Source organism: Streptomyces sp. NPDC030798, assembly GCF_055572275.1.
In genome coordinates this window covers 92,981-119,502 of record NZ_JBVIDR010000017.1, presented here as the reverse complement: position 1 = coordinate 119,502, position 26,522 = coordinate 92,981, and the positions used below count along the sequence as shown (strand labels likewise).

21 protein-coding genes are annotated in these 26,522 nt (G+C 74.3%); 13 read left to right on the top strand and 8 right to left on the bottom strand.

Annotation, left to right across the window (positions count from 1 at the left end; genetic code table 11):
- Positions 1–354: 354 nt before the first annotated feature.
- Positions 355–1,275 carry an LAETG motif-containing sortase-dependent surface protein gene (locus tag ACZ404_RS31915; RefSeq protein ID WP_468445972.1) on the bottom strand — a complete coding sequence of 307 codons (921 nt, stop codon included), beginning with the start codon at positions 1,273–1,275 and terminating at the stop codon, positions 355–357.
- Positions 1,276–1,577: 302 nt separating this feature from the next.
- Here ACZ404_RS31915 and ACZ404_RS31910 point away from each other — a divergent pair, with 302 nt between their 5' ends.
- A complete protein-coding gene (locus ACZ404_RS31910) occupies positions 1,578–3,224 on the top strand; it encodes a glycoside hydrolase family 13 protein (protein ID WP_468445970.1) in 1,647 nt (548 codons plus the stop codon).
- Here ACZ404_RS31910 and ACZ404_RS31905 read toward each other — a convergent pair.
- Entirely contained in the window at positions 3,221–3,967 is a 747-nt protein-coding gene (locus ACZ404_RS31905) for a DUF4142 domain-containing protein (RefSeq protein ID WP_468446063.1), read from the bottom strand. The two genes, ACZ404_RS31910 and ACZ404_RS31905, sit on opposite strands and share 4 nt — an antisense overlap.
- 264 nt (positions 3,968–4,231) lie before the next feature.
- Here ACZ404_RS31905 and ACZ404_RS31900 point away from each other — a divergent pair, with 264 nt between their 5' ends.
- From ACZ404_RS31900 to ACZ404_RS31880, 5 genes are all read left to right on the top strand, one after another.
- Complete coding sequence (locus tag ACZ404_RS31900) at positions 4,232–4,918, top strand: DUF6445 family protein (RefSeq protein WP_468445968.1); 687 nt, start codon at positions 4,232–4,234, stop codon at positions 4,916–4,918.
- Between the two features lie 121 nt (positions 4,919–5,039).
- The gene (locus ACZ404_RS31895) at positions 5,040–5,462 is read left to right on the top strand and encodes a DUF7144 family membrane protein (protein WP_468445966.1); all 423 of its coding nucleotides are present in this window, start codon (positions 5,040–5,042) and stop codon (positions 5,460–5,462) included.
- Positions 5,463–5,547: 85 nt separating this feature from the next.
- A complete protein-coding gene (locus ACZ404_RS31890) occupies positions 5,548–6,474 on the top strand; it encodes an RNA polymerase sigma-70 factor (RefSeq protein ID WP_468445964.1) in 927 nt (308 codons plus the stop codon).
- A 258-nt stretch (positions 6,475–6,732) separates the two neighbouring features.
- Positions 6,733–7,398 (top strand): SDR family NAD(P)-dependent oxidoreductase, encoded by a 666-nt coding sequence (locus tag ACZ404_RS31885; protein WP_468445962.1) that lies wholly within the window; start codon positions 6,733–6,735, stop codon positions 7,396–7,398.
- Positions 7,399–7,496: 98 nt separating this feature from the next.
- Positions 7,497–8,501: an MIP/aquaporin family protein gene (locus ACZ404_RS31880; protein ID WP_468445960.1), complete on the top strand. Its 1,005-nt coding sequence runs from the start codon at positions 7,497–7,499 to the stop codon at positions 8,499–8,501.
- A gap of 243 nt (positions 8,502–8,744) precedes the next feature.
- Here ACZ404_RS31880 and ACZ404_RS31875 read toward each other — a convergent pair whose 3' ends face one another.
- Entirely contained in the window at positions 8,745–10,118 is a 1,374-nt protein-coding gene (locus tag ACZ404_RS31875) for a hypothetical protein (protein WP_468445958.1), read from the bottom strand.
- A gap of 113 nt (positions 10,119–10,231) precedes the next feature.
- Here ACZ404_RS31875 and ACZ404_RS31870 point away from each other — a divergent pair, with 113 nt between their 5' ends.
- Complete coding sequence (locus tag ACZ404_RS31870) at positions 10,232–11,467, top strand: molybdopterin-dependent oxidoreductase (protein ID WP_468445956.1); 1,236 nt, start codon at positions 10,232–10,234, stop codon at positions 11,465–11,467.
- A gap of 367 nt (positions 11,468–11,834) precedes the next feature.
- Here the strand turns inward: ACZ404_RS31870 and ACZ404_RS31865 are convergent, their stop codons facing one another.
- From ACZ404_RS31865 to ACZ404_RS31855, 3 genes are all read right to left on the bottom strand, one after another.
- Positions 11,835–12,662 (bottom strand): class I SAM-dependent methyltransferase, encoded by an 828-nt coding sequence (locus ACZ404_RS31865; protein ID WP_468445954.1) that lies wholly within the window; start codon positions 12,660–12,662, stop codon positions 11,835–11,837.
- The gene (locus ACZ404_RS31860) at positions 12,659–13,276 is read right to left on the bottom strand and encodes a TIGR04282 family arsenosugar biosynthesis glycosyltransferase (RefSeq protein ID WP_468445952.1); all 618 of its coding nucleotides are present in this window, start codon (positions 13,274–13,276) and stop codon (positions 12,659–12,661) included. Before ACZ404_RS31860 ends, ACZ404_RS31865 begins: the two co-directional genes overlap by 4 nt.
- Positions 13,277–13,417: 141 nt before the next feature.
- Positions 13,418–14,149, bottom strand: a complete 732-nt coding sequence (locus ACZ404_RS31855) for a glycosyltransferase family 2 protein (RefSeq protein WP_468445950.1) — start codon at positions 14,147–14,149, stop codon at positions 13,418–13,420.
- Positions 14,150–14,253: 104 nt separating this feature from the next.
- On the opposite strand from ACZ404_RS31855, the gene ACZ404_RS31850 reads away from it, so the two are divergent.
- Positions 14,254–15,039, top strand: coding sequence for a response regulator transcription factor (locus tag ACZ404_RS31850; protein WP_468445948.1), 786 nt, complete (start codon positions 14,254–14,256; stop codon positions 15,037–15,039).
- 1 nt (position 15,040) lies between these two features.
- Positions 15,041–16,153 (top strand): sensor histidine kinase, encoded by a 1,113-nt coding sequence (locus ACZ404_RS31845; RefSeq protein WP_468445946.1) that lies wholly within the window; start codon positions 15,041–15,043, stop codon positions 16,151–16,153.
- A 55-nt stretch (positions 16,154–16,208) separates the two neighbouring features.
- Here the strand turns inward: ACZ404_RS31845 and ACZ404_RS31840 are convergent, their stop codons facing one another.
- Both ACZ404_RS31840 and ACZ404_RS31835 read right to left on the bottom strand, forming a co-directional pair.
- Positions 16,209–17,198, bottom strand: coding sequence for an NAD-dependent epimerase/dehydratase family protein (locus ACZ404_RS31840; RefSeq protein WP_468445944.1), 990 nt, complete (start codon positions 17,196–17,198; stop codon positions 16,209–16,211).
- Positions 17,199–17,287: 89 nt separating this feature from the next.
- Entirely contained in the window at positions 17,288–18,340 is a 1,053-nt protein-coding gene (locus ACZ404_RS31835; RefSeq protein ID WP_468445942.1) for a PucR family transcriptional regulator, read from the bottom strand.
- 233 nt (positions 18,341–18,573) lie between these two features.
- On the opposite strand from ACZ404_RS31835, the gene ACZ404_RS31830 reads away from it, so the two are divergent.
- The 4 genes from ACZ404_RS31830 to ACZ404_RS31815 all read left to right on the top strand — a co-directional run bounded on the left by ACZ404_RS31830 (position 18,574) and on the right by ACZ404_RS31815 (position 26,507).
- Entirely contained in the window at positions 18,574–20,607 is a 2,034-nt protein-coding gene (locus ACZ404_RS31830; protein WP_468445940.1) for a flotillin family protein, read from the top strand.
- A gap of 117 nt (positions 20,608–20,724) precedes the next feature.
- Complete coding sequence (locus tag ACZ404_RS31825; RefSeq protein WP_468445938.1) at positions 20,725–25,884, top strand: DNA repair ATPase; 5,160 nt, start codon at positions 20,725–20,727, stop codon at positions 25,882–25,884.
- An 8-nt stretch (positions 25,885–25,892) separates the two neighbouring features.
- Entirely contained in the window at positions 25,893–26,072 is a 180-nt protein-coding gene (locus ACZ404_RS31820) for a hypothetical protein (RefSeq protein WP_468445936.1), read from the top strand.
- A 45-nt stretch (positions 26,073–26,117) separates the two neighbouring features.
- Positions 26,118–26,507 (top strand): hypothetical protein, encoded by a 390-nt coding sequence (locus tag ACZ404_RS31815; RefSeq protein WP_468445934.1) that lies wholly within the window; start codon positions 26,118–26,120, stop codon positions 26,505–26,507.
- Positions 26,508–26,522: the final 15 nt, after the last annotated feature.

Sequence of the window (26,522 nt, the reverse complement as noted above, 5' to 3'; positions counted from 1 at the left end):
TGCGGGTTGTGTGGCGGCAGCCTGGCGGGGTTCGCCGACCACACGGCCGACGGCCCGTCCCCGAGGACCGGTCCTCACAGGCCGCGCGCGGCTGAGAGACCGCCCACGCACGCCCCGGGGAACCGCACGCGGCCCTGGGTACCCCGGGCGGCCGGACGACTCACCCCGAACAGCCGTCTGCCCCAGCCGGCGAACCCCGCCAGGCTGCCGTCAGGCGGCGGCCTGCTGTGCGGTCTTCGCCGGTCGTGCCGTCGGGCGCGCGCCACCTTGTGCAGCGGCGCCCGACGGCCGGGTGTCAGCCGGTCGGCCCGGTCCTGTGCCACGGGTACCGGCGCGGCGACCGCGGAGCGGAACTCAGCCCCGGGCCGTCTTCTTGCGGCGGCTCAGGACGACGAAGGCGGCGCCGCCTGCGAGCAGGACCGCCGCTCCCCCGGCGAGCAGGCCGGTGTTGCCGCCACCGCCCGTTTCCGCCAGGTCACCGCCGCCGCCGTTCGGGGTGGGGGCTGCGCTGGACTCGGAGGAGACCGGGGTCGGCGTGCCGGTGGAGGACGACTCCTTCGGGGTCGGCGACGGCGAGGAGGAGCCCTCCGCCGGCGTGGACGGCGAGGACGAGGCGGGGGCGCTCTGCGACGGGGACGGGGACGGCGAGGACTCGGTGCTGCAGTCCTTCGTGCCGCCGTTCCAGGCCGCGATCAGCTTGTCCTTGATGACCGGGTGGTCCGGGCCCTTGGGCAGGTCCCCGTGCTCGAAGCCGTCGTGCGCGTCGAGCCTGCCGTCGAACTTCACCGCACCCCGGTACAGGTCGATCTGCGCGAAGCACCCCGCGTCCGGCACCGCGATGTCGAGCGTGTCGGTCTGCCCCTGCTTGACGCTCACCGTGTCGAAGTCGACGAAGACCTGCTCGCCCGAGGTGGCGAAGGTGGCCCCGTGGGCCAGGTAGGACGCCAGCGAGGCGGTGCAGGTGGCCGCGTCACCGGCGGCGCGCACCGTGATGTGGACCTTGCCGTCCTGGGTCGGCTTCAGATTCTGGTCGTCCACCTTCACCGAGTCGTAGAAGTGCTCGCCGTCCAGGGAGAACTGGCAGCGGTCGGTGCCGGTCTCGGTGCCCGCGCCCGTCCCCGGCGCGTAGTGGCCGCCGGCCTTCCAGCCGTCACCGCCGGGCGTCCCGTGGGCCCAGGCACCGGAGGCGGCGGCGACGGAGGCGGCGCAGAGGACGAGGGACGCGGCGCCCGTCCCCAGCAGGCGGCGTGCGGTGACACGTCTGGCTATGGACATGGATATCCCATCGCAGAAGCTCATGAGCTGGGCAGCCATGAGCCCGTGGGCGCATGGCGGAGCAGCAGAACGTCGAAGAAACACCGGGCCCACTGGTCACATGCGCCACAGCGTGAGCACATGGTCGTGTGCACTGTTGAAACCTGTCAACCTGCGGTAATCCAGCGGCCGTTCAGAAGGCCGTCACAACTTCATCACACAGGGAGTGATCCACTCCGCACCATGCGAAGGTTCCCTTTCCGGGCAATGTGGACAGAGTCTGTACTGTCGGCTTTCCGTCGTCCCGCCCGAACGGAGCACCTATGGCAGACCTCTCGTCCAGGAACCCCGACTGGTGGCGCCAGGCCGTCATCTACCAGGTCTACCCCCGCAGTTTCGCGGACGCCGACGGCGACGGCCTCGGCGACCTCAGGGGCATCACCCAGCGCCTGCCCCACCTCGCCACGCTCGGCGTCGACGCCCTGTGGCTCAGCCCCTTCTACCCCTCCGAACTGGCCGACGGCGGCTACGACGTCGCCGACCACCGGGACGTCGACCCGCGCCTGGGCACCCTGGACGACTTCGACGCCATGGTCTCCGAGGCTCACCGGCTGGGCCTGAAGGTCGTCGTCGACATCGTGCCCAACCACACCTCGCACCAGCACCCCTGGTTCCAGCAGGCACTGCGGGCCGGCCCCGGCTCCGCCGCCCGCGAGCGCTACGTCTTCCGGCCCGGCCGCGGTGCCCACGGCGAACTCCCGCCCACCGACTGGCAGTCCGTCTTCGGTGGCAGCGCCTGGCGGCGCATCCCCGACGGCGAGTGGTACCTGCACCTGTTCGCGCCCGAACAGCCCGACCTGAACTGGGACAACGAGGAGGTCCGCGCCGACTTCCGCACCACCCTGCGCTTCTGGTCCGACCGCGGCGTCGACGGCTTCCGCATCGACGTCGCCCACGGCCTGGCCAAGGACCTCGGCGAACCGCTGCGGGACGTCGGCGGCATCGGCGTCACCGGCGAGGAGGCCCTGCTGCGCGTCCCGCCCGGCAGCCACCCGTACTGGGACCGCGACGAGGTCCACGAGATCTACCGCGACTGGCGCAAGATCTTCGACGCCTACTCCCCGCCCCGCACCGCCGTCGCCGAGGCCTGGGTGCCGGACGCCCGCCGCGCCCTGTACGCCCGTCCGGACGAACTCGGCCAGGCCTTCAACTTCGAGTACCTGCAGGCCGGCTGGGACGCCGGGGAACTGCGCGAGGTCATCACCTCCTCGCTCGCCACGGCCCGTGCCGCCGGTGCCTCCGCCACCTGGGTGCTGTCCAACCACGACGTCGTACGGCACGCCTCCCGCCTCATGCTGCCGCCGGGCACCGACGGCAACGCCTGGCTGCTGTCCGGCGGCCGGGCCCCGGCCGTCGACCCGCGGGCGGGCCTGCGCCGGGCGCGCGCCGCGACCCTGCTGATGCTGGCGCTGCCCGGATCGGCGTACGTCTACCAGGGCGAGGAACTCGGTCTGCCCGAGGTCGCCGATCTGCCCACCGAGGTGCTCCAGGACCCGATCTGGGAGCAGACGGGCCACGTCCGCAAGGGCCGCGACGGCTGCCGGGTGCCGCTGCCGTGGACGACGACCGGACCGTCGTACGGCTTCGGGCCCGGCGCCGCCTGGCTGCCGCAGCCGGAGTCCTTCGCGGCGTACGCGGTGGCGGCACAGGCCGGCACCGAGGGCTCGACCCTGGAGCTGTACCGCACCGCGCTGCGGCTGCGCCGCAAGCTGCTGGAGGGCGAGACGCTCACCTGGACGCCGGACGCCCCACCCGGAGTCCTGGACTTCGTCCGCACCGAGACCTGGCGCTGCGTCACCAACCTCACCGACGGGCCCGTACCGCTGCCGTCCGGTGAGGTGCGCCTGGCCAGCACGGAACTGCCGGAGGGCGGAGTGCTGCCCCCCGACACCACCGTCTGGCTCGCCTAGCCCGCCGTCGGGCTGGGGGCGGGGGTGGCGCCGCCGCCGTTGCCGCCGCCGGAGAGGCCGCTGAGGTCCAGCGGGGTGGACGTGGCGTTCGGCGGCGGCGTGAGCACCACTTCCGGCTGGCCCGCCGCCGGGGGCGGCGGGGTCAGGTCGTTGGACGGCAGTTTCGGCGGGGTGGTCTGCTGGAAGAGGGTCTGGTCGAAGTCGACCAGGCCCGTCTTCTCCATCACGGTCATGTGGTCGAGCACGGTGTCGTTGGCCTGGTCGGCCAGCGCCCGCACCAGCGAGTTCTTCGTCGTCGACCGGATCTTCGCGATCGTGTTGAAGATCGAGCCGTGCGTCATCCGCAGGATGTTGGCGAAGTCCGTGTCGAACTGCTTGCCGGTGTCCCCCTTCAACTGGGTGACGAAGCCCTCCTGCTGGGGGCTCGCGATGTTGGGCAGCGTGATGTTCAGCATCGGCGCGATCTTGCGGCAGCTCGCGTCCAGCGCCGCGTGCCCGTCGATCAGGTGCTTGCTGGCCTCGAGGACACCCTTGGTGGTGCCCTTCTGCAGCCCGATCTGGCCGACCGGGTACTCCCACAGGCCGGCGGCCCGCACCTTGACGACGAAGTCGCGGTCGCCCTCGGTGAGCGGCCCCCACTGCGTCTGCGCGATGATCCGCTGCGGGTCGCTGGAGACGGTGTTCACGCCGAGCATGCTCGGGTAGGCGAGTGCGCCCAGCGTCAGGGCCATCGCACCGCCCACGAAGAGAGTTCCCGTCGCGTTCCGCGAAAAGCGCACCGTGCCTCCTGCCCGGTCGTGGATCCCGCCAGCAGGCGGTTCGGACACACAGCAGTACGGATGGGAACGCCATCCGTCTCTGTGCGTCGGGTAAAAACTGTCGCCGGGTCAGCGCGGGACGATCGCGGGAGTGTCGTTGCCGTCCCATTAATGTCCATGACAAACGGTTGGGGAAAGGTTGACCGTTCATCGGGAGAAGCCGCGTCTGCCCAGGCCTAGATTCGCCGCATGCCCCCACAGCCACCTCCCCGGATGCCGGCCGCCCTTCCCGTGCTGCCCTACCGCAAGCCCACCAAGGGGCGCGACTACTGGGTGCTGGACGACGTGCTGCCGGACGTCGATGCCGTACGGGAGCGGTGTCTGGCCAAGGACGACTGGGTCAAGGGCTACCCCTACACCTCCGAGACCTGGCCCGGCCTGCGCGCCATGCCCGGCCTGGAACCGGGTGAACTGGCCCGCGTCGAACGCCTGGTGAAGAAGGAGACCGGCGCCAAGGAGCTGTGGGTGCAGCAGGCGCCCGGCGGCGGCACCCTCAACCACAACTGCGTCCAGGTCGTCGGCGAGGGCGAGAGCGAACCGCGCCCGCACACCGACTCCCGCGCCCTGTGCCGGTACGCGGCCGTCCTCTATCTCAACCCGCACGTGCCCAAGGACTGCGGCACCAGCTTCTACCGCCAGTCCCTGCCCGGCGGCCGGCTCGGCGGCAACGTCGTCCAGGCCCCGCACAACAACCTCGTCGAGGCCCTCGGCACCCGCTTCGTCACCCCGGACGCCTTCGAGGAGGACGTCCGCGTGCCCCACCGCCACAACCGCCTCCTCCTCTACAACGCCAACCTCGTGCACAGCGCGACCGGTTACTCCGGGCGGACGCTGGAGGAGAAGCGGATGACGGCGGTCTTCTTCTGGATGGCCTGACCGCACCTCGGGCCCGCGCCGTTCACCCACCCGGAGCAACCCCCGTGGTCACTCGGCCGGCTCCGCCGGATCGTCGTACGTAGGACCGACTCGGGACGACGACCACGGCGGAGGTACGGCCATGACACAGCACACCACCCAACCGGCGGCCCCGGCACCGCACGGCGGCCTGGCCGCGGGCGGCGCGGTCTTCGCGGGGGTGCTCCTGCTGGTTGAGGGCATCCTCGCCATCCTCCAGGGCATCTCCGCGATCGCCGCGGACACCGTGTGGGCCCACATCGACGGCTACGTCTACCGGATCAACCTCACCGGCTGGGGCTGGATCCTCGTGATCCTCGGCGCGATAGCCGTCGTCACCGGCGCGAGCATCCTCAAGGAGGCCGAGTGGGCCCGGGCGGTCGGCATCGCGCTGGCGTCGCTGAGCATCATCGCCCAGTTCCTGTTCCTGCCGTACCTGCCGATCTGGTCCCTGATCATGATCGGAATCGACTTCTTCGTGATCTGGGCCCTGGCGACGTACCGTCCGGAGCAGAGGACGCCGTGACGCGCGCCATACCCTGGTGGTGTCACGTCCGGGGGCGCCCGTCCGTTCCACGGAGGTGACAGACGGGGACCCCTGGGGAGTGGACATGGAGAAGAGCACGGACCGCCCGTACCAGCAGGGCACAGGACCGGATCCGGAGCCGCACGGCGACGGGGAGCCGGACCCGTACCTCGCACACCGGTCGCTGCTGTTCTCGACGGCGTACCGGATGCTGGGCAGCGTGACGGACGCGGAGGACGTGCTGCAGGACACCTGGCTGGCCTGGAACGCGGTGGACCGCCGCACGGTCCGCAACCCCCGCGCCTACCTGGTCCGCACGGTCACGAACCTCTCCCTGAACCGCCTGACCTCGGCCCGGGCCAGACGTGAGCAGTACGTCGGCCCCTGGCTCCCGGAACCCCTCCTGACCTCGCCGGACGCGGCCGAGGAGACGGAACGGGCGGACAGCGTCTCGACGGCGATGCTGGTGGTCCTGGAGACGCTGACCCCGGTGGAGCGGGCGGTGTTCGTGCTGCGCGAGGTCTTCGGCTACTCCCACGCGGAGATCGCCGGCATCCTGGACCGCCCCGAGCCCACCGTGCGCCAGATCGCCCACCGCGCCCGCTCCCACGTCCAGGCCCGCCGCCCCCGCTACGACACCGACCCCGGCCGCCGGGCCCGGGTCACCGAGCAGTTCATCGAGGCGTGCGCGGGCGGGGACCTCAACGCGGTGATGGAGCTGCTGGCACCGGACGTCACGTGCTGGTCGGACGGCGGCGGCAAGGTCACCGCGGCCCGCCGCCCGATCCACGGCCGCGACCGCGTGGCCAGGTGGATCCTCGGCATCCTGGCGAAGCCCCAGTCGGCGGGCCTCACCTTCCGCCGCACCTGCATCAACGGCGAACTGGGCCTCCTGTTCACCGTCGACGACCACCCGAGGGCGGCCCTCACCTTCGACCTGACGGACGAGCGCATCACCAACCTGCGCCTGCAGGTGAACCCGGAGAAGCTGAGGGGCGTCCAGAGCCAGTAGTCAGCCCCTCGACCGCGGCGGCCAGGGATACCCGAGCCGGCGGGCGGCCTCCTGCGCCCCCCCCGCAGACGTCGCCCGCCTCGCGCGGGTCCTCGGCCGCGATCCGCCCGGCAAGCGCCCGGGCCTGCCGCACCGGGTCGTCACCGGTCACGTCGAGCACCCACCGGAACTGCAGCCAGGGCCGGTGGTCCGGGACGCGATCCCGGCCGGCGCCAGGCGCAGGTGGTGGGTGGGGAGGGGGCGGGCAAGGATGGGGGGATGAGGTGTGTGGCCGTTGTCGGGGCCGGGCCGGGGCTGGGGGCCGCTGTGGCCCGGCGGTTCGGGCGGGAGGGGTTCCGCATCGCGCTCGTCGCCCGGGACCGGGAGCGGCTGGGAGCCCTCGTCGGCGAGCTGGGCGGGGACGGCGTCGACGCGCGCGGCTTCCCTGCCGATGTGCGCAGGCCCGAGGAGCTCGTCGCCGCCCTGAAGGCCGCGGCCACCGCGCTCGGGACCGTGGAGGTGCTGCAGTACAGCCCCGTCCCGCACCGGGACTTCATGCGGCCCGTGCTGGAGACCCGGCACCGGGACCTGCTGGGCCCGATCGAGTTCTCGGTCTACGGACCGGTCGCCGCCGTGCAGCAGGTGCTGCCGGGCATGCGGGCGCTGGGCCGCGGCACCATCCTCTTCGTCAACGGGGGCACCGCCGCCGTACCGCACCCGGACCGCGCCGGCACCTCGATCGCGTTCGCCGCGGAGAGTGCCTACGGGCATCTGCTGCACGAGCGCCTGGCGCCCGAGGGGATCCATGTCGCCCAGCTGATCATCCCGGGCGCCATCACCCCGGGGCATGTGCGCAAGGACCCGGCCGTGCTCGCCGATGTGCTGTGGGGCATGCACCAGGGCCGGCGCGGCTTTCGGCACTACGCCGACGACCTGGACGGTTGAGCCCCCGACGGCCCCCGGAAGGGCGCCGCACTGCGTGAAGAGTGTTTGTGGGCCAAGATGGTGATGTTGGCCGTACTGCTCTCTTCAAGGGGGCCTCAATGGCTGTCGAAATCCCTCCGCTCATCAAGCCCTCCCAGCTGAGAAGCCGAGGAGGCCTGCTGGGCGAGTGTCTGGCGGAGTTCCTGGGAACCTTCGTCCTCATCGCCTTCGGCTGCGGCTCGGTCGCGATGGCGGTCGCCGCACTGCCCGGCTCGGGCCGTGCCGCCACCCCCACGACGATCTTCCTCGCGGCCGGCGACTGGCTGCTGATCACCTGGGGCTGGGGCATGGCGGTCGTCTTCGGCGTCTATGTGGCCGGCGGCGTCAGCGGCGCCCACATCAACCCGGCGGTGACCCTGGCCATGGCCGTGCGCCGCGGGTTCGCCTGGGCCAAGGTCGTGCCGTACGTCTTCGCGCAGCTCGTCGGCGCGTTCACCGGAGCGGCCCTGGTCTACCTCGTGTACCACAACGCGATCGACGCCTTCGACTCCGCGGCCAAGGGTCCGAAGACGAACGGGCACACGCTCGCCACGTTCTCCATCTTCGCGACCTTCCCGGCGCCGTACTTCAACGGCGGCGTCGCGGGACCGCTGATCGACCAGATCGTCGGTACGGCCTTCCTGGTGATGCTGGTCGTCGCCGTCATCGACCTGCGCAACCAGGCCGTGAAGGCCAACCTCGGCCCGCTGATCATCGGCTTCGCGGTCGCCGCCATCGGCATGTCCTTCGGCGCGAACGCGGGCTACGCGATCAACCCCGCCCGTGACTTCGGGCCGCGTCTGTTCACGTACGCGGCGGGCTGGGGCAGTCTGGCGCTGCCGGGGAGCGTGCCCGGCGCGTTCAGCGACTACTGGTGGATCCCGATCGTCGGTCCGCTGATCGGCGGGGTCATCGGGGTCCTGATCTACGACCTGTTCATCGGCGACGTCCTGCTCGTGCGGTCCGAGATGGCCGAGCTGCCCGAGCCCGGCCGCACCCGTCCCGTCGAGACCGAGGAAGGGGGCGTGCCGCCCGAGTCCGGCCGTACCCGGCGGACGAAGACCGAGGACGACGAGGAGTATTGACGGGCCCCCTGAGCTGTCAGGGGGCCGGTGGGCGCCTTCCCGACCGGGACTGCGACCGGGACTCCGCTCCCGCGCTGCGGGCCGCCGACGCGATCTGCTCCAGGGCCGCCAGATGACCCGACAGCGCCCGGCGGCCCGTCAGGGTGAGGGCCGCCCAGGTGCGCGGGCGTCGAGTCGGAGACCTGGCAGCAGTCCCGCAGGATGCTGCTTTCGTCACCGAGGCGGCGATGTCGGTCGGCCCCCTCACCACCCCGTCAGCAGTAGATGGTTCAGCAGCAGTGCCAGCAGCGCCTGGCCGGTCAGCCAGGCCCGTGGCCGGGGCAGGTACGCGCACGCCGGCAGCAGCCAGAGCGCGAACGGCAGCCAGATCCGCTCGGTCTCCGCCTTGCTCATCCCCGACACGTCGGCGATCAGCAGCGCCAGCAGCCCGGCGCACACCAGCAGCGCCAGGCGGGTGTGGGACGGCTGCGTGCGGTGCCTGAGCGCGGTGCCCGTGCGGCCGAGGGCCGCCGCCGTCGCCGGGCCCGTGATGACCGCCGTACAGGCCAGGTTGGCCCACACCCAGTAGCCGTAGGGGCGGGTGCCGCCCACGCCCTGGTAGTAGCGGATGACCAACAGGTGGTACGCCGTCCACCAGTTGAACCCGGCGAGCGTGAACGCCAGGGGGACGACGGCCAGTCCGGCCAGGAACGCAAGGACGAGGGGGAGGCGGACCTCCTTGCGGGAGATGAGCAGGACCGTGCCGGCGAGGAGGGCGATGAGCGTCAGGCCGTAGGAGAGGTAGCAGGTCAGACCCAGGAGCAGGCCGGAGGCCGCGGACAGGGCGGGCGAGCGCCCGGTGACCGCGAGGGCGAGGAGGGCCACCGACCAGGCGGCCACCGCCGCGAAGTAGGCGTCGGCGGAGGTGCCCAGCCAGACCGCCGCCGGGGCCAGGACCAGGAAGGGGGCCGCGCGGCGGGCCAGGGTCTCGTCGGCCAGGGCGCGGACCGTCACCAGGACGGCCACGGACGCGGAGGCGCCCAGCAGAACGCACCACATGCCGGCCCAGCCGCCGCCGTGCAGCCCGATGCGGTCCAGGAGGACGAAGGTGAGCGGGGCGGCCGGGGGATGGCCGGCCACGTGGGCGGGCCAGGGGTGCGGGGTGCCGCTGACGATGTGGTGGGTGAAGTCGCGCAGGGTGGCCGGGATGTCGTGGAAGCGGCCGACGACGCGGAGGTACTCGTTGTGCGTGGTGAGCCGTCCCGCGACGCCCTGCCGCCAGCCGTCGACGAGGGCGAGGGAGAGGATCCAGGCCGTGGCGGCCGCCCAGGCGGTGGCCAGCAGGGCGCGCCAGGGCAGGCGGGCGGCCAGCAACGGCCCGTACGCCACGCCGGCCGCTCCCAGCAGGACGGCGGCCGGGGTGCCGGGGCCCACATGCGGGTCCCACTCGGCCAGCAGCGGCGGCCAGTGCACGAAGAGGGTGTGCCGGGTGTCCTGGATGTGGCGGCCGATCAGCACGGCCGCCGTCACGAGCAGGGCCGCGCCTGCGGCGGCCCACAGGTCGCGGTGCGAGGAGCGGGCGGTGGCGTACGGGTCGCGGGACGGGGAGCGGGTGGCGGCGGGGCGGGGGCGGGTCACAGCGGAACGCTAGGCCGCGAGGGCGCGCGGAAGCCGCCGTACGGGGCTGACGTCAGCGTTTCGTCATGGGTTGCGGGGCCTGCGCCGGGTGCTTTCCGGCCTACGGTCGAGACATGCGCGACCCTCGTCCCCGGTTTCCCACCGCCCCCGGCTTCTGGCGCAGCCCCCTGCGCGGCCCGTGGTTCACCTCGGTGCTCGGGCTCGTCCTGCTCGCCGGCATCACCGTGCTCTTCGTGACCGGCCTCGTGTCGTACGCGGCCTACAACCCGGGCCTGTCCCCGGTGAACGACCAGACCCCGGACAAGGGGATCCTCGGCTTCTACCTCTTCGCCTGGCCGACCGGACCGGTGTGGCTGTACCGGCTCACCCAGGGCGTCCACGTCACCCTCGGCATCACCCTCGTCCCGGTGCTGCTGGCCAAGCTGTGGTCGGTGGTGCCGAGGCTGTTCGCGCTGCCGCCGGCCCGCTCGCTCGCGCACGCCCTGGAGCGGATCTCGTTGCTGCTGCTCGTCGGGGGCGGGCTGTTCGAGTTCACCACCGGGCTGCTCAACGTCCAGCTCGACTACGTCTTCCCGGGCTCCTTCTACCCCCTCCACTTCTACGGCGCGTGGGTGTTCTTCGCCGCGTTCGTGGCGCACGCCGTGCTGAAGGCTCCGGCGGTCGTACGGGCCGTTCGGCGGCGGACGCGCGACGGGAGTGACCTCGTGGCGCCGCGTCCGGCGGCCCCGACCGTCTCCCGGCGGGGCGCGCTGGGACTGGTCGGCGGCGGCTCGCTGCTGCTGTTCCTGACCACGGTGGGGCAGAGCCTGGGCGGACCGTGGCGGCGTACGGCCCTGCTCGCGCCGCACGGGGGGCCCGACCCGGGCGGCGGTCCGAACGGATTCCAGATCAACAAGACCGCCGCCTACGCCGGGATCACCCCGGCCGACACGCACGAGGACGCCTGGCGGCTCGTCGTCACCGGGCGCACCGGCACCGTCCGCCTCAGCCGCGCCGAGCTGCTCGCCATGCCCCAGCACAGCTCCTCGCTGCCGATCGCCTGCGTGGAGGGCTGGTCGACCGCCGACCAGTGGTGGCGCGGGGTGCGGCTGCGCGACCTCGCGGCGCTCGTCGGGTACGACGGCGACCCGCCGGACCTCTTCGTGGAGTCCCTGCAACGGCACGGCGCCTTCCGGCGCGGGGCCCTGCGCGCCAACCAGGTCGCCGACCCGCGCTCGCTGCTCGCCCTCCACGTCAACGGCGAGGAGCTGTCCCCCGACCACGGCCACCCGGCGCGGATCATCGTGCCCGCCGCGCCCGGCGTGCTGAACACCAAGTGGGTGGCCCGGCTGACCTTCGGAGAGCTGTGATGTCCCGCCGCCCCGCGCTGTTCCGCCGCCCCGCTGCGGCCCCCCGTCCCGCGCCGTTCGTCCGTCTGCCGGTCGGCAGCCCGCTGCACCTGCTGCTGCTCGCCTGCTCGTTCGCGCTCGCCGCGTACGCCGGTGTCCGGCTGCTCGCCGGCGACTGGTTCGGGGTGGCGCTGTGGATCGTCGGGGCCGCGCTGCTGCACGATCTCGTGCTGCTGCCGCTGTACGCGGCCCTGGACCGGGCGGTCGTGGGCGGGCTCGGGGCGGCCGGGCGGCGCGCGTGGCTGCCGTACGTGCGGGTGCCGGCCGCGCTGTCGGGGCTGCTGCTGCTCGTGTGGTTCCCGCTGATCAGCGGGATGGTGGACCGGCGTTACCGGTCCGCCACCGGTATGTCCGCCGACGTCTTCCTCGGCCGCTGGCTGCTGATCACGGCCGTGCTCTTCGGCGGCTCGGCGCTGCTGCTGGCCGTACGGGTGCGCAGGGCGACGAAGCGGCGGTCGCCGGCCGCCCACTGAGCCGACGCCCGCCAGTGTGCGCGGGCCGCGAGGCGCAGCAGGGCGGGGGTGCCGATGCGGGCCCAGGGGAACGGCCGGCCGGGCGGGAGCCCCTCGGTGCCGCCCGTGACCTGGACGAGAGTGCGTTCGTCGACGTCCAGTGGGGCGCACTCGGCGATCAACAGGCCTCCGGGGCGGAGGAGTTGGGCCATGCGGTGGAGGAGGACGGCCGGGTCGCCGCCGATGCCGATGTTGCCGTCCATGAGCAGCACGGTGTCCCAGCGGCCCTCGCCGGGCAGCGGGTCGAACACCGAGCGGCGCAGCGCCTGGCCGCCGACGGTGACCGTACGGGTGACGGCGGCGTCGCTGACGTCGACACCGAGGACGGTACGGCCCCGGGCGGCGAGCTCCGCCACCAGGCGGCCCGGACCGCAGCCGACGTCCAGGACGGCGCCCTCGCAGCGGTCCAGCACCGCGCGGTCCACGGGATCGGCGCCTGCACACCAGCGCTCCACCTCCAGGGGCAGGAGCCAGCCGTCGGTGCGGCGCAGGAACAGGGGGCCGCGGCCGGTGCGCAGGGCGACGGCGTAGGGGTCGGCGGCCCAGTCCTGACGGGTGTGGGCCGCTGCCGCCTCGGCCGGGCCTTCCGCGGGTGCGGGACATCGGGTGCGGGGGGCTGCCGTCCGGCCCGGAGCCGTGCTCATCGGGGGCCTGCCTGCGTGCAGTCCGCCAGGCGGGCGGCGAAGCTGCCGTGCGGGGCGAGGGCGGCGACGGCGTGGGCGTCGGCGGCGGTGTCGACGTCCCGCAGGCGTGGCAGGTCCCGCACGCGCAGCCCGGCGGCGAGCAGCCGCTCGCGCTGCACGGCTCCGGTCACCGGCGACGACATGGGCACCCCCCGCAGCAGCGCGGGCTCGGGGCGGGACAGGCCCAGCGCCCAGAACCCGCCGTCCTCCGCCGGGCCGAAGTAGGCGTCGCAGTCCGCGAAGTCCACGTCCAGCAGGTCGGGAGTGAGCTGCGGGGTGTCCATGCCGACCAGCAGGGCGGGGCCCGAGCAGCGGGCGAAGGCGTCGGCGAGGCGGTCGTCGAGGCCGCCCGCGCACTGCGGTACGACGTCGAAGCCGGGAGGCAGCCAGGGGCCCGGCCGGCCGTCCAGCACGAGGACACGGCGGCCGGCCGGTGCCTGCGCGACGGCGCGCAGGGTGTCCACGAGGGCGGCTTCCGCCAGGGCGGCGGCCTGGGCGGGGCTGAAGGGCGGGGTGAGTCGCGTCTTGACCCGGCCCGGCCTGGGCTCCTTGGCGATGACGAGGAGGGTGGTCATCCTGACCTTCCTGTGCTGGTGACCGGTGTGGGGGCTGGGCGGGGCGGGATGCGCCGGTCCGCGCTCGCGTTCGACGGCCGCGGCCCGCAGCCGTGCGCGCATCCGCGACGGCGGCCCTGCAGCGAACGGCACGGCAACCCCTCAGGGGCGCGGGGAACTGCGCGGGCCACCCCCGCCGTCCGGCAGTCGGGCCGGTTCGTTCAGGACCGCCCTCATGTCCCGTACCGCCTGCCACGTGCCTCTCCAGGTGCCGGTGACCTTGGAGGTGCCCGTGCGGGGCAGGTAGGGCACGTCGTGCTCGGTGATGCGCCAGCCGGCGTCGGCGGCGCGCACCACCATCTGCAGGGGGTAGCCACTGCGCCGGTCGGTGAGGTCGAGGGAGAGCAGCTCCTCGCGGCGAGCGGCACGCAGCGGGCCGAGGTCGTGCAGGCGCAGGCCGGTGCGGCGGCGCAGCAGCCGGGCGAGCGCGAGGTTGCCGGCGCGGGCGTGGGCCGGCCAGGCGCCGTGACTGCGCGGCCGGCGCCGGCCCAGCACGAGGTCGGCCCGGCCGGCGCGGATCTCGCGCACGAACGGGACCAGCTGCCCGGGGTCCAGCGAGGCGTCGCAGTCGCAGAAGCACACGATGTCGGCGGTGGCGGCCGTCAGCCCGGCATGGCACGCGGCGCCGAACCCGCGCCGCTCCTCGCGGACGACGGTGGCGCCGAGGGCACGGGCGAGGCCGGCGGAGCCGTCGGTGGAGCCGTTGTCCACGACGAGGGCCCGCCAGCCGTCCGGGATCCGGGCCAGTACCCAGGGCAGGGCCTCGGCCTCGTTCAGACACGGCAGGACGACCTCCACGTCGGGAGGTGGCGGTGAGGCGTTCACGTCGCTCACCCTACGAAGCAGAACCACCTCGAACCGGACATCCACTCCTTACGGAACACGGACGTCGCCGTCGCTCCCGAGCCCACCGCCCCGCACGGTGCCAGGGTGGAGACATGCAGCAGCCGCACACCTCACCACCGGAGACGGGCACGGGCACGGAACCGGGGACGAAGCCGGGCCCCGCACCGCACGAGCGTGCCCCCGGCCGGATCCTCGTCGTGGACGACGACCCGACCGTCGCCGAAGTCGTCGCCGGGTATCTCGACCGGGCCGGATTCGTCGTGGACCGGGCCGCCGACGGCCCCGCCGCCCTGGAACGGGCCGCCGCGCACCGGCCGGACCTGGTCGTGCTGGACCTGATGCTGCCCGGCATGGACGGCCTGGAGGTGTGCCGGCGGCTGCGCGAGCGGGGGCCGGTCCCGGTCGTCATGCTGACCGCGCGCGGCGACGAGGAGGACCGCATCCTCGGTCTGGAGGTCGGCGCCGACGACTACGTCACCAAGCCGTTCAGCCCGCGCGAACTGGTGCTGCGGGTGGAGTCGGTGCTGCGCCGCGCCCGGCCGGTCCCGGCCCGGGCCGAGCTGGGCCCGCTCCGCGCCGGCGGCCTGAGTGTCGACCCGGCCGGCCGCCGCGCCACCAAGAACGGCACCGAACTCGCCCTCACCCTCCGCGAGTTCGACCTGCTCGCGTTTCTCCTGCGGCACCCGGGGCGGGCGTTCGGCCGGGAGGAGCTGATGCGGGAGGTGTGGGGCTGGGACTTCGGGGACCTGTCCACCGTCACCGTCCACGTCCGCCGGCTGCGCGGCAAGGTCGAGGACGACCCCGCCCGGCCCCGCCTCATCCAGACGGTGTGGGGCGTCGGTTACCGCTTCGACCCCACCGGACCGGAGGGCCGCTGACATGCGCGACACCCTGCTCATCGCCCTCTGCGCCTTCCTCGGCGCCGCCGCCACCGGCCTCGTCGGGGCGGGCGTGCTGCGATTGATCCGGCGCCGCTCCCTCACCGCCTCGCTCGCGGTGGTGGCCGCCGTCGGTGTGGTGGCGATGCTCGCCGGGACCCTGGCCGTGGCACAGGCGATGTTCCTGTCCGCGCACGACCTGCGGGTCGTCACCACCGTCGTCGCCATGGCGGCGGTCGTCTCCCTGGTCACGGCGCTGCTGCTGGGCCGCTGGGTCGTCGCCCGCAGCCGGGAACTCGCCGAGGCGGCCCGGGACTTCGGTGACGGCGGCGCCTTCGCCGCGCCCGCCGTCCCGGCCACCGCCGAACTGGACGCGCTCAGCCGGGAGCTGGCCGCGACCAGCGCCCGGCTGGCCGCCTCGCGGGAACGCGAGCGGGCCCTGGAGACCTCCCGGCGGGAGCTCGTCGCCTGGATCTCGCACGACCTGCGCACGCCCCTCGCCGGGCTGCGGGCGATGGCGGAGGCGCTGGAGGACGGGGTCGGGGCGGACCCCGGCCGCTACCTCAAGCAGATCCGCACCGAGGTGGAACGCCTCAACGACATGGTCGGCGATCTCTTCGAGCTCTCCCGCATCCACGCGGGGACGCTGCCGCTGAACCCCGCCCGGGTCTCGCTGTACGACCTGGTCGGCGACGCCCTCGCGGGGGTCGGCCCGCTCGCCCGCGAGCACGGCGTACGGCTGGTCGGCGAGCAGGTGGCGCCGGTGCCGGTGGAGGTCGACGGCAGGGAGATGAGCCGGGTCCTCGCCAATCTGCTGGTCAACGCCATCCACCGCACGCCCGCCGACGGCACGGTCGCCGTCGCCGCCGAGCGGGCCGGCGACGGGGTGGTGCTGTCGGTGACGGACGGCTGCGGCGGCATCCCCGAGGAGGATCTGCCCCGCGTCTTCGACACCGGCTGGCGCGGCACGGACGCCCGCACCCCACCGGCCGGGGCGGGGCTAGGCCTCGCGATCGTCCGGGGCATCGTGGAGGCCCACCGAGGCCGGACGACCGTCCACAACATCCCCGGCGGCTGCCGCTTCGAGGTCACCCTGCCGGCGGCGCAGGCGTAGTCCCGGCTTCGTCGGGCCGAAGGCGGTACGGCACGTGAGGGCAGCAACCGGCGGCTCAGCGCGCCCGGGCGAACTCCCGCATGCCGTCCTCGAAGGTCACCTCCGGCTTCCAGCCCAGTTCCGTGCGCAGGCGGGTGGAGTCGGCGGTGATGTGGCGGACGTCGCCGAGGCGGTACTCGCCGGTGACCACGGGCTCCGGGCCGCCGCAGGCGGTGGCGAGGGCGGTGGCCAGGTCGCCGACCGTGCGGGGTTCGCCGCTGCCGGTGTTGTACGCCGTGAGGGTGCCCGGGCGGGGTCCGGCCTCCAGGGCGGCCACGTTGGCGGCGGCCACGTCCCGCACGTGCACGAAGTCGCGCCGCTGCCGTCCGTCCTCGAACACCCGGGGCGGCTCCCCGCGCCGGAGGGCCGAGCGGAAGAAGGAGGCGACGCCGGCGTACGGGGTGTCCCGGGGCATCCCGGGGCCGTACACGTTGTGGTAGCGCAGGGAGACCGCGGTGCCCTCCGTGGAGCGGGCCCAGGCGGCGCACAGGTGCTCCTGGGCGAGCTTGGTCGCGGCGTACACGTTGCGCGGGTCGGCCGGGGTGTCCTCGCCGACCAGGCCGGGGGCGAGCGGCGCGCCGCACACCGGGCACCCGGGCTCGAACCGGCCCGCCGCCAGGTCGGCCGGGTCACGCGGGCCGGGCCGCACCAGGCCGTGGTCACGGCACTCGTAGCGGCCCTCCCCGTAGACCACCATCGACCCCGCCAGCACCAGCCGCCGCACCCCGGCCCCGTCCATCGCGGCGAGGAGCACGGCGGTGCCCAGGTCGTTGCGGGAGACGTACTCGGCCGCGTCCCTGACCCCGTCGCCGAGGCCGACCTGGGCCGCCTGGTGGCAGACGGCGTCCACGCCGGCCAGGGCCCGGGCGACGGCCGCCGGGTCGCGCACGTCGGCGCCGGGGTCGTCCCGGACGTCGTACACGACCGCCTCGTGCCCGCGCGCCCGCAGCGCGTCGACGACATGTGACCCGATGAACCCGGCCCCGCCGGTGACCAGCACACGCATGGGTCCACGCTAGGCCCGCGCACCGCCCGGGACGGTCGACGGCGCCGCCACGTCACGGCTCCGTAAGACCTGCTCGGGCCGGTACGTGCTCACAACTGCCTGGCCGGCCAGTCCAGGAGGCGGGCTCCGATGACGGCTGTCTGGAGCATGTAGCGGTGGGCGGGGTCGGCGGGGTCGGCGCCGGTGAGTTTGTGGATGCGTTCCAGGCGGTACGTCAGGGCGCGCACGCTGAGGGAGAGGCGGCGGGCGGCCTCGGCGGCGACGCAGCCGGAGTCGAAGTAGGCGGTGAGGGTGTCCAGGAGCGGCCCGGGGCCGCCGCGGGCCGAGGTGAGCGGGCCGAAGGTGTGCGAGACGAGGTCGGCCAGGGCCTGCCGGTCGCGGGCCAGCACCGGGTAGACCAGCAGATCGGCGGCGTGCAGCACCGGCCCCTCCAGGCCGAGCCGCGCCGCCATCTCCAGGGTCGCGAGAGCCTCCTCGTACGACTGCACGACCCCGCCGGGCCCGGGCTGCGGGCGCCCGACGGCGACCCGGCAGCCCACCGCGCACGCCTGCCGGGCGAAGTGGGCGAGGACGTCGTCCTCGTCGCCGGGCGCGACGCACAGCAGCCGCCCGTTCTTGGTGGTCAGCAGGATGCTCCGGGTGTCGAACCGGGCCAGCACTGCCCGCTCCACCTGCCGGGTCGCCGGATCGCCCTCGGCGTACGTCGCCGGCCCCTCGGCGACCGCCACCGCGTGCCCCCGGGAGAGCCGCAGGCCGAAGCGTTCGGCGCGTTCGGCGAGCCGGCCCAGGTCGCTGCGCCCGTAGAGCAGGTCGTCGATGAACTCCCGCCGTGCCGCCTCCTCGCGGCGCACGGCGAGCCGCTGGGCCCGCTCGTACCCCTCGGCGAACGCGTCGATCGCCTGCTGCACGGCGGACAGGGCGCTGTCGGCCGAGCCGGGCGCGCCGGGCCAGGCGGCGCGGGCGGCGGCCAGGTGGGCGACGACCAGGGCGCGCAGCCCGTGCCCGGCCTCGGCGGCCTGCTCGCCGAGCCGTCGGCGCGCGGTCAGCTCCTCCCGGGTCAGTCGGCGCCCGGTGGCCGCCACCTCGGCCAGCGTGCGCACGTAGCCGTCCAGATAGTGCTCCGGTATCGCCTGTTCCGTCACACCGCCCCCGTTCCCCCGTGATGTTGACGCGCCGGTGACGCCTTCTTGGCGCCTGTCCGGCATCGAGACCCTAATGAACGCTGCCGGAAACCGGCAATGCGCGGGCGTGCGCCGCAGGTGCACCATCCCCGGCGGGGAGCACCACGGATGGCTTTGGTGCCGGACACCGGCAGGTGCCCGGCACCGGGCCAGGGGGCTTTCCTCTTCATCGTCTGACCACAGGGACGTATGCCATGGAAGCCCTCGGCGTGCTCGTCGCCGCCTGTCTCGTCGTCGCCGTGCTCGCGCTGGTCGCGTTCTCCCGGCTGTACCGGAAGGTGGACCAGGGCCGGGCGCTGATCGTGTCCCGGACCCGCACGGTCGACGTGACCTTCACCGGGCAGGTCGTGCTGCCGGTGCTGCACAAGGCCGAGATCATGGACATCTCGGTGAAGACCATCGAGATCAGCCGCTCCGGCCGCGACGGACTGATCTGCCGGGACAACATCCGCGCCGACATCCGGATCTCGTTCTTCGTGAAGGTCAACAAGACCGTCGAGGACGTCATCAAGGTCGCCCAGTCCGTCGGCACCGAGCGCGCCAGCCACCAGGACACGCTGCAGGAGCTGTTCCACGCGAAGTTCTCCGAGGCGCTGAAGACCGTCGGCAAGCAGATGGACTTCACCGACCTGTACACCAAGCGCGAGGAACTCCGTTACCACATCATCGAGTTGATCGGTGTCGACCTCAACGGTTACCACCTCGAGGACGCCGCGATCGACTACCTGGAGCAGACCCCGCTCGCCCAGCTCGACCCGGCCAACGTGCTCGACGCACAGGGCATCCGCAAGATCACCGAGCTGACGGCGGTGGAGCACGTGCGCACCAACGAGGCCCGGCGCACGGAGGAGAAGGAGATCACCCGCCAGGACGTCGACGCCCGTGAGGCCATCCTGGAGCTGCAGCGCCGGCAGGCGGACGCCGAGATCAAGCAGAAGCGGGAGATCGAGACGTCCCGGGCCCGCGAGGAGGCCGAGACCGCCCGCGTGGTGGAGGAGGAGCGGCTGCGCTCCCAGGGCGCCTTCCTGCGCACCGAGGAGCAGTTGGGGGTGCAGCGGGAGAACCAGGCCCGGGAGATCGCGGTCGCCGCGAAGAACCGCGAGCGGGTCATCGCCGTGGAGAACGAGCGCATCGAGAAGGACCGGCTGCTGGAGGTCATCGCCCGCGAGCGGGAGACCCAGCTGACGAGGATCGCCGCCGAGAAGGAGGTCGAGGCGGAGAAGCGGGAGATCGCCGAGGTCGTCCGGGAGCGGGTGGCGGTGGACCGCACGGTGGCCGAGCAGGAGGAGTCGATCAAGAAGCTGCGCGTGGTCGAGGAGGCCGAGCGCGAGCGGCAGGCCCTCGTCATCGCCGCCGAGGCGGAGGCGCAGGAGAAGCTGGTCAAGGACATCAAGGCCGCCGAGGCGGCCGAGCAGGCCGCGACCCACCGCGCCGCCGAGGAGCTCACCCTCGCCGAGGCCCGGCTGAAGACCGCCGACCTCGACGCGCGGGCCAAGCTGCGGCTGGCCGAGGGCGTCCAGGCGGAGGCCGCCGCCGAGGGCCTGGCGGCCGTGCAGGTCCGCGACAAGGAGGCCGAGGTCACCGTCAAGGCCGGCCGCGCGGAGGCGGAGGCCACCGAGGCGCGGCTCAAGGCGGAGGCGGAGGGCGCGCGGGCGAAGGCGCTCGCGGACGCCACCGGCATCGGCGAGAAGCTGAAGGCGGAGGCCGCCGGTCTCACCGAGAAGGCCGCCGCGATGGCCGCCCTGGACGAGGCCTCGCGCGGGCACGAGGAGTACCGGCTGCGGCTGCAGGCGGAGAAGGAGATCCGGCTGGCCGGCCTGGAGACCCAGCGGCAGGTCGCCGAGGCGCAGGCCACGGTGCTGGCGACCGGCCTGGAGAACGCCGACATCGACATCGTCGGCGGCGAGTCGGTCTTCTTCGACCGGCTGGTGGCCGCGGTCTCGCTCGGCAAGGGCGTCGACGGCTTCGTCGACAGCTCCCTCACGGCGCAGGCGCTGGCGAAGCCCTGGCTGGACGGCTCGGGCAGCTTCACCGACGACCTCGTGTCCGTCCTCGGCTCCCTCGGCTCGGCCGACGCGCAGAACCTGACGGTGTCGGCGCTGCTGCTGAAGCTGATGCACTCCGGCGGCCCGGACGCCTCCCGCTTCCGTCAACTCCTCGACCGCGCCGGGGAACTGGGCCTGGCGGACACCCCGGTCACCGCACTGAACGGAACCGCCCGGGCCTGACGGTGAGGGACGCGCGGGGCCCGGCCGGCCTACGGGGGTGGGCGGCCCGGCCCCGCGGCGCGTCCTCGACCCGTCCGCAGGTCCGCCGCCCGGTCCCGACCGAAGGGAAACACCCGCATGGCCACCGTCCCCGAGACGGGCCCGTACGACACCGCCGACACCGCCGACGCGGGCGCCTACGAGGTGCTGCGCGACCGGCTCCGCGCCCATGCGGCCGAGCTGGCCGGCCGCGCGGAGGCCCTCAACGCCCGCCGCGCCGAGGAGTTCGGCTCCGCCGGGCTGGGCCTGCGGGCCACCGGGCGGCTGCGCACCGGGCACGCGTGCGTGCCGTGCGACGTCGCCGCCGTCGGGGACGTCCTGCTCTTCGGCGGCACCGGCCGCACCGCCGACGGCACCGGTGCCGCGGTCGGCGACGTCCTCGCGCTGTACGACCGCGAGCTCGGCCGGCTGCCCGAGGAGGCCGTGCCCGGGCTGCTCGACGACCCGGGGTTCGTGCGCGAGTTCACGGCGCTGCACCGCTACTACCGGCAGGCCCGGCTGCTGCGGCTGCGCCGCGTGGACGACCGGCTGCTGGCGGTGTTCCGCACCGGCGACAAGGCCGACGACGTCCGCGCCCTGCGCTGGCGGCTGACCCCCGACGGCCGGGCGGAGTTCCTGGACGCGCGCGGCGACCGCGACGACTCCTTCCCGCCCGCCCACGACGTCACCTGGACCGCCACCACCCGCGAGGACCACGTCCTCGGCCGGGACCCGTACGTCGCCGTGCCCGGCGGCCTGGGCGTGGCCACCGTCGGCGGACGCCTCACCGTGCGCGGCCCGGAGGGCGAGGAGCTGTACGCCGAGCCGGTCGAGGAGCCGCTGCAGGCGCTCGCCGACGCGGCCGTCGCGCACGCGCACGTGGGCCCGCTCCTCCTGCTGCGCGTCCGGCCGTACAAGGAGGACACCGACCGGTACCTGGTGTTCAGCTCCCTGACCCGCACCGTGGTCCGGCTCGACGGCATCGGGCAGGCCTGCCGCCGGCTGCCCGAGGAGCAGGGCATCGTGTTCCCGGGCGGCCACTGCCTGGCCACGGGCGCCCACAAGACGTACGAACTCGGCACCGAAGGGCTGGAGTTCGAGCGTGCGGTGCGGGCGCCGAACGGCGAGGACGTGCTGTACGCGTTCCGCTCGCGCGCCGGGGAACGCGCGCTGCTGCTGTCGTACAACACCCTGCGCAAGGAGGTCGCCACCCCGCTGCCCTGCCGGGGCTGGGCCCTGTTCGAGGACGGCGCCCTCGCCGTGCTGCGCACCGGGGGCGAGGAGCCCGCGCACACCCACCCCGTGCAGTGGTGGACCTCGCCGTACGTCTCCGACACCCACGCGGCCGCCCTGCGCACCGGCACCGGCGCGCTGGCCCGGGTCGGCAACGCCGACCTGGTGCGCGGCCTCGCCGACTGCCTGGGCGTCGCCCGGCTCGTCACCGAGGGCATCGGCACCGGCGAGGGCTACCGGGCGCTGGCCGCCGCCTGCGTCCGGGCCGCCGACACCCACCACTGGCTGGGCGAGCCCGAACTGGGCGATCTGCAAACCCCCTTGGCGGCGGTGCGGGAGACCGCCGAGCAGGTGCTGGCCGAGTTCGAGACCGTACAGGAGCTGACCCGGCGAGCCGCCGAGGCGCTGCGCGAGGCCGCCGAGCGGATCGCCGCCGCGGTCCGCCGGCTGCGCGGCGAGGCCCCGCGGGACGCCGCCGCCTGGGTGCGCGGGCTGACCGAACTCCGGCAGGCGCACGGCCACCTGCTCACTCTGAAGGAGCAGCGGTACGCGGACACCGCCCGGGTGGACGAGCTGGCCGCGGAGACGGAGGCCGACCTCGCGGCGTTCGGGCGGCGCGCGGTGGCCTTCCTGTCCCGCGAGGACGCCTTCGCGGCGCACCACGCGGAGGTCGAACAGCTCGTGGCGCAGGCGGGCGCCGTGGGGTCGACCGCGGCGGCCGCCCCGGTCGCGGCCCGTCTGGACGGCCTCGCCGACGGTCTGCGCACGGTCACCGAGGTCGTCACCGGCCTCGACATCGCCGACGCCACCGTCCGTACGGCCGTGCTGGAGCGGATCGCGGAGGTGCTGGGCGGAGTCAACCGGGCCCGCGCCACCCTCGACGCCCGCCGCCGCACCCTGCAAAGCCGCGAGGGCCGCGCCGAGTTCGCCGCCGAGAAGGCCCTGCTCGCCCAGGCCGTCACCGCCGCGCTCGCCGCCTCCGACAGCCCGCAGGCCTGCGACGACCAGCTCGCCGCGCTGCTCGGCCGGGTGGAGGACCTGGACGCCCGGTTCGCCGAGTTCGACGACTTCCTCACCGAACTCGACGGCAGGCGCACCGAGATCTACGAGGCCTTCGCCGCCCGCAAGCAGTCCCTCGCCGACGCCCGCGCCCGCCGCGCCGAGCAGCTCGCCGCCTCCGCCGCCCGGGTGCTGGAGACGGTCGTCCGCCGGGCGGCCACCCTCCCCGACGCCGACGCGGTCACCGCCTGCTTCGCCTCCGACCCGATGGTCGCCAAGGTCCGCCGCACCGCCGGTGAGCTGCGCGCGCTCGGCGACAGCGTGCGCGCCGAGGAGCTCGACGGCCGCCTCAGGGCCGCCCGCCAGGAGGCGGCGCGCGCCCTGCGCGACCGCACCGACCTGTACGCCGACGACGGCCGCACCCTGCTGCTCGGCGGACACCGCTTCGCCGTCAACACCCAGCCCCTCGACCTCACGCTCGTCCCGCACGGCGACGGCCTCGCCTTCGCGGTCACGGGGACGGACTACCGCGCCCCGGTCACGGACCCGGACTTCGCCTCCACCCGCCCCTACTGGGACCGCCACCTGCCCTCCGAGTCACCGGAGGTGTACCGCGCCGAGCACCTGGCCGCCCGCCTCCTCACCGAGCACGGCCCGGCCGCCCTCGCCGCGGCCGACCTGCCCGCGCTGGTCCGGGAGGCGGCACAGGCGTCGTACGACGAGGGGTACGAACGGGGCGTCCACGACCACGACACCACCGCGATCCTCACCGCCCTGCTCCCCCTGTACGAGGACGCCGGCACCCTCCGCCACGAGCCCGCCGCCCGCGCCACCGCCCACCTCTTCTGGGCTCACGGCACGACACCCGCGACCCGCGACGCGTGGACACGACGCGCCGCGTCGCTGGTACGGGCACGGGAGGCCTTCGGCGCGTCGGGAGCGCTGACCGAGCTGGTGGGGGAGCTGGCGGGGGCGATCGGTGAGTGGTGTGCGGGGGCATTCGGGGGGCCGGCCGGGCAGCGGCCCGTCCCGGCTGCCGGGGGGCTGCCGGGGGCCGCCGGGTCCGGCCCCACCGTCGCGCATCCGGCCGGGCAGCGGGCCGTGCCGATGGCCGGCGAGCTGCCGGGCCGCGCCGGAAACGTCCCTGTGCCGCACGCCCCCGCCGGGTCGCCGACGCCCGCTTCCGACGGGCCGTCGCAGCCTGCCGCGGCCGGGTCGTGGCTGCCTGCCGTGGCCGGGTCGTCGCCGTGTGCCGCGGCCGGGGGGCCCGCGTCGCGCGCCGTCGACGAGCCGCTTGCCGCCGCCGGGTATCTCGTCGACGAACTGACCTCCCCACCCGACGGGTTCGTGCTCGGGCCGGCCGCGCGAACTCTGCTGGAGAAGTTCCGGCACGCGGTGGGGAGTTCGGCGTACGCCGAGGATCTGCGGGCGCTCGCCGAGCCGGCCGCGCGCCGGCAGGTGGTCGAGGCGTGGCTGACCGCGTACGCCGCCGCCTCCGGGACCGGGACGGACCCGGGGGAGCTGGCCGAGGCGGTGGCCGCCGAGCTGTGTCCCGGCCTGCCCCGCTACGACGGTGACGCCCCGCTGACGGCGACCGCCGAGGGGTTGCTGGGCGCCCACCCGAGGATCGAAGGGGGGCGGCTGCCGCTGCGCCTGGACGAGTTCCTGGCCCGCACGGCACGGTTCGCCCGCCACGAGGTGCCCGCCCACCGCGCCTACCAGCGCCGCCGCACCGCCCTGGTGGACGCCGAGCGCGATCGCCTGCGCCTGGCCGAGCACCGGCCCCGGATCATGTCGGCGTTCGTCCGCAACCGCCTGGTCGACGAGGTGTATCTGCCGCTGATCGGCGACAGCCTGGCCCGCCAGCTCGGCACCACCGGAGAGTCCCGGCGCACCGACACCGGCGGTCTGCTCCTGCTGGTCTCCCCGCCGGGCTACGGCAAGACGACGCTCATGGAGTACGTCGCCGACCGGCTCGGCCTGATGCTGGTCCGGGTCAGCGGCCCGGCGCTGGGGCACACCGTCACCTCGCTGGACCCGGCCGACGCGCCCGACGCCACCGCCCGCCGCGAGATCGAGAAGATCAACTTCGCGCTGGCGGCCGGCAACAACACCCTGCTGTACCTGGACGACATCCAGCACACCTCGCCCGAGCTGCTGCAGCGGTTCATCCCGCTGTGCGACACCACCCGCCGGATCGACGGCGTGTGGGACGGCGAGCCCCGCACCTACGACCTGCGCGGCAAGCGCTTCGCCGTCTGCATGGCCGGCAACCCCTACACCGAGTCCGGCGACCGCTTCCGCGTGCCCGACATGCTCGCCAACCGCGCCGACGTGTGGAACCTCGGCGACGTGCTGACCGGAAAGGAGGAGGTCTTCGCGCTCAGCTTCGTCGAGAACGCGCTGACCGCCCACCCGGTCCTCGCCCCGCTCGCCGCCCGCGACCGCGCCGACCTGGAGCTGCTGGTCCGGCTGGCCGCCGCCGACCCGACGGCCCGCGCGGACCGCCTCACCGCCCCCCTTGCGCCGGCCGAACGGGACCGCACCCTCGCCGTCCTGCGCCACCTGCTCGCGGCCCGCGACACCGTGCTGCGCGTCAACGCGGCCTACATCGCCTCCGCCGCCCAGGCCGAAGCGGCCCGCACCGAGCCGCCGTTCCGCCTCCAGGGGTCGTACCGCGACATGAACCGGATCGCCCAGCGGCTCAGCCCGGTCATGAACGAGGCCGAGCGCGAGGCCGTCCTCACCGATCACTACACGGCCGAGGCCCAGACCCTCACCAGCGGCGCCGAGGCCAACCTGCTGAAGCTGGCGGAGCTGCGCGGCACCCTCACCCCCGAACAGGCCGCCCGCTGGCAGGAGGTGAAGACCGCCCACGTCGGCTCCCGCGCCCCGGGCGGCCCCGGAGACGACCCGCTGACCCGCGCGGTGGCGGCCCTCACCCTGCTCGCCGACCGCGTCGCGGCCGTCGAGTCAGCCATCGTCCGAGCGACGGGCCGGCACGCTCCGGCCCACGAGGAGCACTGACGGCGCACATGCTGTACTACCTGACCCCGCTGTCCGCCGCTTTCGCGGTCGTCGCCGCCACCACCTGCCTCCAGATCCGCCGTGACCGCCGCCTGTCCGCCACCCACCTGGACGCAGGCCGCCACGGCCGCTCTCGGCAGCAGGCGGCTGCGGCCGTTTCGCCGCCGCAGCCCGCTTCGCGCCGGTAGCGTGGAGGCAGGACCGTGGCGTGGGGACACGTGGGGGAGGCGAGCATGGATCCGGTCACCTTGAGCACCGTGGCGGTGGCGCTGGTCGCGACCAAGTTCGGGGAGGGCGCGGCGTCGGAGGCGGGGAAGGCCGCCTGGCTGAGGATCCAGGGCGTCGCGCATGCCGTCCGGCAGCGGCTCGGCCGGTCCGACGCGCAGAGCGCCGCCCTGGCCGAGCTGGAGGCGAGTCCCGGGGACGAGGGCACGCGGGCCGCCGTCGCCGGCCATCTGCGCCGCGAGCTGGAGAACGATGCGGACTTCGCCGCCACCCTGGAAGCCCTGGTGACCGCCGCCCAGCGCGATCCCGCCACGCAGACCCTGATCGCCCACGCGAGCGGGAACGCCAAGCAGGTCAACATCAGCGGAAACAACAGTGGGTCCATTTCCCTTTCTTAGGCGCCGGCCGGACCG

Coding starts and splice junctions, on each gene's coding strand:
- ACZ404_RS31865 (WP_468445954.1), bottom strand. CDS start 12,662: ATGAGCACGGCTCCGGGCCGGACGGCAGCCCCCCGCACCCGATGTCCC.
- ACZ404_RS31910 (WP_468445970.1), top strand. CDS start 1,578: ATGGCAGACCTCTCGTCCAGGAACCCCGACTGGTGGCGCCAGGCCGTC.
- ACZ404_RS31915 (WP_468445972.1), bottom strand. CDS start 1,275: ATGTCCATAGCCAGACGTGTCACCGCACGCCGCCTGCTGGGGACGGGC.
- ACZ404_RS31850 (WP_468445948.1), top strand. CDS start 14,254: ATGCAGCAGCCGCACACCTCACCACCGGAGACGGGCACGGGCACGGAA.
- ACZ404_RS31900 (WP_468445968.1), top strand. CDS start 4,232: ATGCCCCCACAGCCACCTCCCCGGATGCCGGCCGCCCTTCCCGTGCTG.
- ACZ404_RS31860 (WP_468445952.1), bottom strand. CDS start 13,276: ATGACCACCCTCCTCGTCATCGCCAAGGAGCCCAGGCCGGGCCGGGTC.
- ACZ404_RS31890 (WP_468445964.1), top strand. CDS start 5,548: ATGGAGAAGAGCACGGACCGCCCGTACCAGCAGGGCACAGGACCGGAT.
- ACZ404_RS31895 (WP_468445966.1), top strand. CDS start 5,040: ATGACACAGCACACCACCCAACCGGCGGCCCCGGCACCGCACGGCGGC.
- ACZ404_RS31880 (WP_468445960.1), top strand. CDS start 7,497: ATGGCTGTCGAAATCCCTCCGCTCATCAAGCCCTCCCAGCTGAGAAGC.
- ACZ404_RS31845 (WP_468445946.1), top strand. CDS start 15,041: ATGCGCGACACCCTGCTCATCGCCCTCTGCGCCTTCCTCGGCGCCGCC.
- ACZ404_RS31870 (WP_468445956.1), top strand. CDS start 10,232: ATGCGCGACCCTCGTCCCCGGTTTCCCACCGCCCCCGGCTTCTGGCGC.
- ACZ404_RS31830 (WP_468445940.1), top strand. CDS start 18,574: ATGGAAGCCCTCGGCGTGCTCGTCGCCGCCTGTCTCGTCGTCGCCGTG.
- ACZ404_RS31815 (WP_468445934.1), top strand. CDS start 26,118: ATGGATCCGGTCACCTTGAGCACCGTGGCGGTGGCGCTGGTCGCGACC.
- ACZ404_RS31840 (WP_468445944.1), bottom strand. CDS start 17,198: ATGCGTGTGCTGGTCACCGGCGGGGCCGGGTTCATCGGGTCACATGTC.
- ACZ404_RS31825 (WP_468445938.1), top strand. CDS start 20,725: ATGGCCACCGTCCCCGAGACGGGCCCGTACGACACCGCCGACACCGCC.
- ACZ404_RS31885 (WP_468445962.1), top strand. CDS start 6,733: ATGAGGTGTGTGGCCGTTGTCGGGGCCGGGCCGGGGCTGGGGGCCGCT.
- ACZ404_RS31820 (WP_468445936.1), top strand. CDS start 25,893: ATGCTGTACTACCTGACCCCGCTGTCCGCCGCTTTCGCGGTCGTCGCC.